Consider the following 9,278-nt stretch of genomic DNA (forward strand, 5'->3'; position numbering starts at 1 on the left):
TAGTACGAATTGTTACGAAATTATGAACCCGTTAATTTTATTGAAAATAAAGAAACTCTAAATAATGAATTTTAAAAAATAAAAGTTAATGGCGTGATTGAAATATTCGAAGTAGTAAAAGAGAATCAAAATATCATTCTTTTATTTTACTTGTTCGTAAACAAGTATTTCTGCTTTCAATGGTTTTGAAACATTTCCAGCTTCATCTCTAAATCGAACATAAACATATTTTCTACCTCTGCCACCTAAATCCCATTCCACTTCTTGTGTGTAGGGTATCCACTTTGAGTTTTGAAAATTATTAGAATTGGCTAATTGCATTTCAATAGTATCATCAGAAGCATGGGTATGAACAGTTACAACTTGTTCTTCTGTACCAGTAGCTCCGTTATTAATTGAAATATTATATAGAATAGGGTGATCAGTATCTAATTCAATAATTGAATAAGAAGGAGCAGATTGTTGACCTGCACGATTTCTTACTTTAATATATACTTTAGCTGTACCTGAATGAGGTCTTAGCCTCCATTTTTTCTCTCTTTGATAAGGTTCCCATGTAGACGGTGATGCAAAACTATAATCATTAGAAATGATCATTTCTGAGCATTCTTTAGCATCAATTTTTAGTGTTACTTCAGGGTTTCCAGTTAATTTATCTTCACTATTTATTTGTATACTATTGATTTGAGGAGTAGATCGATCTAAGAAAATATGAGATCTTGTTTCGAAAGATTCATTTCCTGAATAGTCATAAAATTTAGCGTATACTGTTTTTTCACCATCACCTTCTGTTAACAACCAATTTACTCTAGAACGATAATGTGTCCAATAGCCTTCAGAAAAATCAGGGTTATTAGAGATTACCATGAAATCAGCTCCATGACATATAGGATTTAAGACCACTCTTCTCTCCTCGCTTCGAGTATACTCATTTCCTTTATTAATAATTAATTGTTGTTGTGTCGGAGGATCTCTATCCCAAATAATATTCTTCTTTAATATTCTAGTTACATTATCATGGTCATCTTTAAACTGAACATAAATAACCTTTCTTCCTTCATTTCCTTTTAGTGCATAATTGTACTTTTCTTGATAAGGAACCCATTCTGCTCCTTGCCAAGTTGGATTGTCTGCCACTCTCATAAAATAAGCAGAGTCGGCAATCATTTCCATATTTAAAGCTACTTCTCTTATAAAGTAGAAATTATCAGGAGTAGCAATATTGGCAGGGATTTCTGGAGTATGGATTTTGACGGCTAAGTTTTGAGGAGCAGTAGCATCAAAATAAAGTTTTTTGGAAATAGGTTCAGAAATATTACCTGTAAAGTCTTTAAATCTGATATATAGTTTTCTATAACCCACAGGGCCTCCTTTAACACTCATACCATAGTAAAAGGGAGTTTCTATATAGGGTTTCCATGAAGCGGTATAAAAAGAAGAATCTTCGGTGATCTGCATTGCTACAGCTTCATCCGCTTTAACCTTAACTATGTAATCTTTGGTGTAGTAAATTCTTGACTCTGTAGGAAGGACCTTTAACTCTAAAGTTGGATTTTGAGGAGGTGTAATATCCCACATAATCTGATCATTAACTACAACAGATTCGGTATTAGTTTTGGTTTTAAATTTTGCGTAGATTTTTTTAACTCCATCAGGCTTTTTTAAGTAATATTGAATTCTTTTTTCGTAATCTATCCATTCGGCATCACTAAAATCTTCTAGTGAACTGATCTTCATTTTGGTTGCATTTAAGCAGTATAAGAATAGATTAACTCTACCGTCGTTTCTAGAATTGTATTCTTGATTTTCATCAATTACAATCATAGGAGTTAGTGCACTAATCTCTTGATATATTTCTTTTTCAAAAACTTCCGAAAGGTTATTTGCTCTATCTTTAAATTGTACTAAGATCTTTTTAGTTCCTCCTTCACTTCCTAGAAATAAAGATAAAGGTCGAGGATCGTATTCCCTCCAATGTGCTTTTTCGAAATTTTCTTCTAAACCTATTTTCATTAATAGTGCACCATCAGCAGATACTCTCATCTTAACAGATTTGTCATTTGTCTTAGTTATTCCTCCTTGGAAATAGATTTGACCTTTAGTTGGAGGATCCTTATCAAAATTAATTTCTGCTTTTACAGGGTCCGATTGGTTTCTTGCCTTATCTCTATAAGAAACCCACACTTCTCTTGTTCCCGTTGGTCCTTCTTGAAGTTCCCATACTTTATTTTTAGCATAGAACTCCCAATCTCCCGCTGTATCAAAATCTTTATCATTAGCGATGCGCATTTCATAGGCATCAGTAGCTCTTAGTTGAAGTGTTACGTAAGTTGATTTGGTGAATTCGTCACCATTATTTATAGAAATACGTGGGTTTATTGGTGGTTTTGTATCTACGTAAATTCTTGTTGATATGGTTTTAGATTCGTTACCTGCTTTGTCTCTGAAACGAACGAATACTTTTTTGAAACCTTCGAAGATATCTTCTTCCATTTCCCATTCATCCAAGTAGTCGCTATATCGTCTCCATTTATGTCCATAGAAGTTCATGCTGTTACTAATTTTCATGTATTCAGCACCTTTTGCTTCTAGTTCTAAACTAACTATTTTGTTATGTTGATTTACATATTTGATATCGTTTTTTTTGTCGTAAACAGCAAAATCTGGAACAATATCAAGAAACTTGGGTTCGGGAGCTTTAGAGTCTAACTTTATATAATCGGTATAGATTTTAGTTTCGTTTCCTGCATTGTCTTTAAACTTTACATGAATCTTCTTCAAACCATCTCCAGAAGTAAGCATCCAAGAGTGAATATGTTTTCTAAAGGGAATCCAATCATCATTACTAAATACACCAGAATTACTGATGTTCATGAAGGTAGCTTCCTTACATTTAAAATCTATTTCTACTCTTCTGTTTCTTGTATAATTACCTCTTGAGAAATTTACTCTACCAGCAAACGGAGGTTTAGTATCTAGGATGGTATAGGCTACAAAAACATCTGTTTCTCGTCCGTTAGCAAGAAGAAATTTTAAAAATATTTCTTTTTCTCCATCACCATCATTTAGTTTCCAAAAATAATGTCTTTGATAGTTTACCCATTCAGCATCATAAAAATCATAATCATTACTGATCGTCATTTTTATGGCATCAGGAATATTGATAGCCAACTGCACTTCTCGAGTGTTGATAAGGTCACCATTTTTGATGCTCACACCAAACTGTCCAAATACATTAGTAAATGAAAAACAAAAGAATAGTATATATATTGTTTGGAAAATTCTTCTCATACTCAATAGAACATTTTGCAGGTATACTACAAATATTGGGCAAATACGTTATTTAGTAAGAAGGTTTCATCAATTGTAGTGTAAACGCGATAAGTTTTTGACGATTAAAATAAAAAATCACGAATATTTTAAAATATTCGTGATTTGTCATAATTGATAAATTAAAGTATCAATTTATTAAATCTTAAACCTTAAGAAACCACCTGCAATAGAGATTGTACTACTATCTTTTGATCTTGCGAAATAAGAGAGTACATCATGAGTAGAAACACCGGCTTCATATTTACCTTTTCTAGAGAAATAGGTAATTCCAAGAGGGAAGTTAAAAACTTCATTGTTTCCTCCGTAATTAAATCCAGTTGAAAAAGAAAAACTCTTGAAAGGTCTAAAATCACCTCCTATAGCATAGAAAGGGTTTTCTAAATTTCCAGAAGCATCATTTTGTGGTAGAATAACATCTACACCAACATGTATTAAACGGAAGAATTCGTAACTAGCCCCAAATCGTAAAACAGTGGGTAGATCTATAGTTTCTGAAACGGTTTTTGGACTCCAATCTAATGGTGAATTAGTACCTGCAAATTGGAAGGCACTTTGATCACTAATTAAGATATTATAGTTATCAAGACCTTGGCCATTAATATTACCAAGTACACCATCATTAATGGAATAGACTTCACCATTCCAAGTCATTTTACCAAAATTAGAAATTGCGGCACTTAATTTTAAATTTCTTTTTATTACGAAAGTAAGACCGAAGTCTAATCCCCAACCATGTCCTGCTGGTTTGGGTAATAATGCTTTTTGAGTTAATGAACGATTATCTGGAGATGGAGCATTTTCTAAAAATGCTTGTGCATCTGGAGAAGCTGAATTTAAAACATCTTGTGCATCAACAAATGATGAAGAAAAAACAGGGCTTTTCCAAGTACCATTATTATCAACTTCGAAATCAAGTACTAATAGTCCTTGAAGATATTTTGCTCCTAAACCAGCATAAATAGATAGATCGTAAGTTTCTAACAACTGAGCACCATAAGCAAAATTGTATTCTCTAACCCAAGTAGATTTTGTTTTTGTACCAGCTAAAAGCTCACTATACGTTTTAGCTTCACTTAGATCTTCAAAGAATCCACCTCTTACTTGTTGTTTTTGTTCATTTGTTAATTCTCCTTGTCCTGTATGTCTTGGATTGTCGATAATATCGCCATTGGCCATTTCAAGTTTTGGAAAATAACTTGAAGTAGCGCCAAAAAACATTACTTCTGCAGCAAAAGAATTTGTTTTAACTCTTGTATGAATGTTATCTCTAATACTAATTGCTATACCACCCCATTTTTTAGGAAGTTGCATACTGGCACCAAAAAGCATAACACTAGCATCTACAGTAGTCACCTTACCACTAAATTTATCCACTGCTCTTTGTTTTTCATCTAAATTAAATTTAGTGGATTTATAATCTGTGATAGCTCCTAATAACTCATTAGTGTTAATGGCTTCTGAAGAGAAGATAAAATTGGATTCTAATAATCCGAATGTGAATTTAGGATCACGGTAATTTTTTTTAATACCTAGGTTAGCTGGGTTGATACCAATTGTTTGGTAATCTGTGACAAAGGTTGTCCCGACTCCGCCACGTCCAGTGACAGAATAAACACTTCCTTCCATTTGTGCAATGGATATATTAGGTAGCCCGAAAATTATAGCAAAAAGTAGAAATCTAGTAAGTTTCATATCAGCCTGAAGATAGTTTATGGTTCTTAACACGAGTCAGCATAGTATAAGCATATTCTTGTTTGTGTGTTAAGAATTGTAAATATAACAAAACATGTGATCATTTTTTCGAGATGTGGTAAAAATTATAGAAAAAGTATCTTTTGCATGAATTATTAAATGTTTTTTATTTATTTTTCTACTAACTTTATTAGTTACATTGATTCACTCTAGGTATCACCCAAAAGGTTTACCATTAATATTAATTATACAATTCCATATGCGTTTGAAACGAAAGCACATATTTTTGACTTCATTAGTAGTTTTACCTCTATTGTTTTTCTCTTTTACGAGTGAGAAATTAGGTAATCACTATTTCGAGATTGCAAAGAACATGAAGATTTTTGCTCAACTTTATCAAGAAGTCAATACTTATTATGTCGATGATGTTAATCCATCAGAATTAATGACTACAGGTATTGAAGCAATGCTTGCTACCTTAGATCCTTACACTAATTATATCCCAGAAGATAGAATTGAGGATTACAGAACGATGACCACCGGTGAATATGGAGGTTTGGGTGTTGTAGTGGGAAATAGAAATGGAGACATTACTATCATTCTACCAAACGAAGGCTATCCAGCTTATGAAGCAGGATTGCAAATTGGTGATGTAATTATGAAGGTTGATGGTGATGAAATTTCTGGTAAAAATACTGGCGAAATAAGTAAATACTTAAAAGGTCAAGCTGGAAGTGAAGTGACTCTAACTATAAAACGTTATGGAAATGACCAACCTTTTGATGTGAAGGTGAAAAGAGAAAAAATCCAAATAAACAATGTTCCTTACTATGGGATGGTAACAGATAATATTGGATTAATTCAACTTTCTGATTTCACAAGAAATGCAAGTAAAGAAGTGGGTGATGCACTTACTGAATTAAAAGATAGAGGTGCTTCTAAAGTGATCATAGATTTAAGAGGAAATCCAGGTGGACTTTTAAATGAAGCTGTTAGTATTGTTAACCTATTTGTTCCTAAAGGTTCTGATGTAGTTTATACCAAAGGACGCATCGAAGATTGGAATAAAACTTATAAAGCAATGAATCCTCCTCTTGATACAGAAATTCCAATAGCTGTATTAATTAATGGTGGGTCAGCATCTGCTGCAGAAATTGTATCGGGTTCAATCCAAGATTATGATAGAGGAGTGTTGTTAGGTTCTAGATCTTTTGGTAAAGGTTTAGTACAAGCAACAAGACCTTTAGACTACAACTCAAGACTAAAAGTTACAGTAGCTAAATATTATATCCCTTCGGGAAGATGTATACAAGAAATAGACTACAGTCACAGAAATAAAGATGGAGAAGCAATTGTTGTAGCCGATTCTTTAAGAGAACAGTTTAAAACAGCTAACGGCAGACCTGTTTTAGACGGTGGTGGTGTAGCTCCAGATATAAAAGTGAAGCCATTTAACTTTGCTCAAATTTCTGTGTCTTTAATTCTTAAAGGATTGATCTTCGATTATGCAACAAAATTCCATCACGAGAATGAAAAAATTGTAGCAGCAAGAGATTTTAAATTGTCTGATGAGCAATTCAATGATTTTGTTGAATGGATAAAAGATAAAGACTATGGTTACCAAACGAAAGTAGAGGTAACGATGGAAGAGCTTGAGAAAAGTGCTAAAGAAGATAAGTACTATGATGATATTATTGATGAAATTGAAAACTTGAAAAAGAAAGTTTATCATAATAAAGAATCTGATGTAATTAAGTTCAAAGATGAAATCAAAGATGTGTTAGAAGCAGAAATCTGTAAGAGATACTACTTGGAAGCAGGTGAGATAGAGTCGACATTTACTGCTGATCTAGATGTGATTGAAGCAGTTGAGGTGCTGAATGATGATGCTAGATATCAAAAAATATTATCAGGGAATTAATTTTTAAAGTGATAAAATCTAATTTTCGATATAAAAGGTTACCTTAATGGTAGCCTTTTATTTTATATAAATAAAACGATTACTATTAATAGTTTTATTAAATCTAAATTTGCTAATCAACTATGGAAGAATTAAGTGAGAATAGTTTTTTTGAGTTAATCGTAGAGATTTTTACTTACCCTTTTCATATTGGAGGAAAAGAATTTACTCCACTATCAATAATTACCATTCTTTTTGCTTTTGTATTGGTATTTGTACTTTCAAGCAAACTGAAGAAAATGTTAGTGAATAGGGTTTTACCCAAATATGGGTTAGATGAATCTGTAAGCTATAATATTGGAACAATTTCTAGGTATTTCTTCGTTTCAATTGGTTGTATCATCATCTTTCAATCATCCGGTATCAATCTAAGTTCATTATCAGTATTGATTGGTGCTTTAGGTGTTGGTATTGGTTTTGGTTTACAAACTATTGCTGATAACTTTATTTCAGGTGTTATTATCTTATTTGAGCAGCCAATTAAAGTTGGTGATATGATTGAAATAGGAGATACGCGAGGAAAAGTAGTAGAAATTAACTCAAGATCATCAACTATTCTTACTAATGATAACATTACAGTTATTGTTCCTAACTCTCAGTTTATATCCAATAATGTGATCAATTGGTCTCATAATGAAAAGAGAGTTCGCTTGAGAATACCAATTGGTGTTTCTTATAATGAAGATCCTAATGAGGTAAAAAGAATAACCTTAGAAGTAATTAATCATATAGATGGGATAATGAAAAGTCCTGCTCCAGATTTAATGTTCGTCGAATGGGGCGATAATTCAATTAATTTCACATTAAATGTTTGGACAGTTAAGTATTATTCTCAACCTGGACATTTGAAAAGTATGATATACTATAAGCTTTTTGAGCGTTTTAAGCATGAAGGTATTTCTATTCCTTTCCCTCAAAGAGATTTGAATATAGGGTCCGGATGGGAAAACATTCAATTCAAAAAACCAGAAGAAGTAAGGGAGAATTAATTCTCCCTTTTTTTATTTTATTCTTTCTATGGTGAAGGTCGCTACCGAAGGGGTTACCATTTCACCATTTCCTAAAGGAGCGTTTGTTATTTGACTAATTACTTCTTGTGGAGTTGTTGGTGTGTTAGGGGAAGTGAATGTAGTGCCACTATCCGTTCCAGCATCAAGGTGCATAGGTTGTATTGTAATAGATTCTACCCACTCTTCGTCATCATATAAATTAAATTTATTAATAGTTACATACCAATCAGGACTAGGAGCAATCATTGAAAATAAAGAGAGGTATGGAAAGTTTTTATTGACTTCGATTTCAAAAATGATATTATCAGACCCAGTAGAAAGACCGCTTTCACTTATTAATAAATTGGCATTACCTTTTTCTATAATATCATTTATTTCATTCGTTAACGGAGTTTTACCACCTGTTTCTGCCATCACTTTGATACCCTCTGAGGCTATATCTCCAGTAGTTACTATAGAAGTATCTATAGAATGGGTCATTCCTATAACTCCTGAAAAATGGGAGTTTGAAGGATAATCTGTAGGGTGTGAAGAAGTAGACCAAGTACCCTGAAAGGTAATTCTATAGGTAGCTATTTCTGATACTTCTGGTAAGTTTGTCGGGGGCGTTTCTTCTTTATCTGAATTACAACTAAAAAGAAATACAGAAGCCAATATAAGTAGTGTGAGGTTTTTCATAATGATCGTATTTAAATTTTGTACAATATAAACTATAGGGGAATTCTAGAATGTGAAGAGCATCACATAAATGAAAAGAGTTTAGACTTAAGTGAATAGGCTAATAATAAAAATAATGAAAACAGATGGCTTTAAACTATAAGTGTATGTAAATGTGTTGTTTATCACTTTAATTGTTTTGTGAGTACATGATTTAAGTTCCCTTTTTATGTGATTAAATGTTAATTACACGTCCCTTTTTTTAACAAGAACGTTAATTATTTCATGTATTTTAATTTTACTTAACATTTAAAGGTAGAACAAATCTTAACTTATCATGAAAAAAACAATTTTAATTATTGCCTCTTCGGCGCTTATCTTATCAATGGTTTCTTGTAGTAAAAACAATGATCCAGAACCAGCAAATCAAAAGCCAAAAGTTGAAAGTCTAGCAGTCGTAGCTCAAGCAGGAGAAGATTCAACAAAAACAAATCCTCAAGTACAAACAGCTGAAACGACTACTGATAAAGAGTAAGCAGTCGGGCAACTCCATCTATCATCCTATAATCCCACGCATTAATTTTACGACATAATCAAACACAACAATTATGTCAAGAAAAGAAGAA

The 9,278-nt window shown here is 32.5% G+C and carries 6 protein-coding genes; 3 read left to right on the forward strand and 3 right to left on the reverse strand.

Annotation, left to right across the window (positions count from 1 at the left end; translation table 11 throughout):
• Nucleotides 1–141: 141 nt before the first annotated feature.
• Nucleotides 142–3,291 (reverse strand): hypothetical protein, encoded by a 3,150-nt coding sequence (locus NH26_RS15095; RefSeq protein ID WP_044229164.1) that lies wholly within the window; start codon nt 3,289–3,291, stop codon nt 142–144.
• Nucleotides 3,292–3,468: 177 nt separating this feature from the next.
• Nucleotides 3,469–5,025, reverse strand: coding sequence for a DUF5723 family protein (locus NH26_RS15100; protein ID WP_139263097.1), 1,557 nt, complete (start codon nt 5,023–5,025; stop codon nt 3,469–3,471).
• A 286-nt stretch (nt 5,026–5,311) separates the two neighbouring features.
• Here NH26_RS15100 and NH26_RS15105 point away from each other — a divergent pair, with 286 nt between their 5' ends.
• Together NH26_RS15105 and NH26_RS15110 are read left to right on the forward strand one after the other, a co-directional pair.
• Entirely contained in the window at nt 5,312–6,946 is a 1,635-nt protein-coding gene (locus tag NH26_RS15105; RefSeq protein ID WP_317040982.1) for a S41 family peptidase, read from the forward strand.
• A 122-nt stretch (nt 6,947–7,068) separates the two neighbouring features.
• Nucleotides 7,069–7,974: a mechanosensitive ion channel family protein gene (locus tag NH26_RS15110; protein WP_044229172.1), complete on the forward strand. Its 906-nt coding sequence runs from the start codon at nt 7,069–7,071 to the stop codon at nt 7,972–7,974.
• A 12-nt stretch (nt 7,975–7,986) separates the two neighbouring features.
• Here NH26_RS15110 and NH26_RS15115 read toward each other — a convergent pair whose 3' ends face one another.
• Nucleotides 7,987–8,673, reverse strand: coding sequence for a spondin domain-containing protein (locus NH26_RS15115; RefSeq protein ID WP_052432305.1), 687 nt, complete (start codon nt 8,671–8,673; stop codon nt 7,987–7,989).
• Between the two features lie 316 nt (nt 8,674–8,989).
• Here NH26_RS15115 and NH26_RS15120 point away from each other — a divergent pair, with 316 nt between their 5' ends.
• Complete coding sequence (locus tag NH26_RS15120) at nt 8,990–9,187, forward strand: hypothetical protein (protein ID WP_044229175.1); 198 nt, start codon at nt 8,990–8,992, stop codon at nt 9,185–9,187.
• The last annotated feature ends 91 nt before the right edge of the window (nt 9,188–9,278 follow it).

Source organism: Flammeovirga pacifica, from assembly GCF_000807855.2.
Lineage (GTDB): Bacteria > Bacteroidota > Bacteroidia > Cytophagales > Flammeovirgaceae > Flammeovirga > Flammeovirga pacifica.

Coding starts and splice junctions, on each gene's coding strand:
- NH26_RS15095 (WP_044229164.1), bottom strand. CDS start 3,291: ATGAGAAGAATTTTCCAAACAATATATATACTATTCTTTTGTTTTTCA.
- NH26_RS15100 (WP_139263097.1), bottom strand. CDS start 5,025: ATGAAACTTACTAGATTTCTACTTTTTGCTATAATTTTCGGGCTACCT.
- NH26_RS15110 (WP_044229172.1), top strand. CDS start 7,069: ATGGAAGAATTAAGTGAGAATAGTTTTTTTGAGTTAATCGTAGAGATT.
- NH26_RS15115 (WP_052432305.1), bottom strand. CDS start 8,673: ATGAAAAACCTCACACTACTTATATTGGCTTCTGTATTTCTTTTTAGT.
- NH26_RS15120 (WP_044229175.1), top strand. CDS start 8,990: ATGAAAAAAACAATTTTAATTATTGCCTCTTCGGCGCTTATCTTATCA.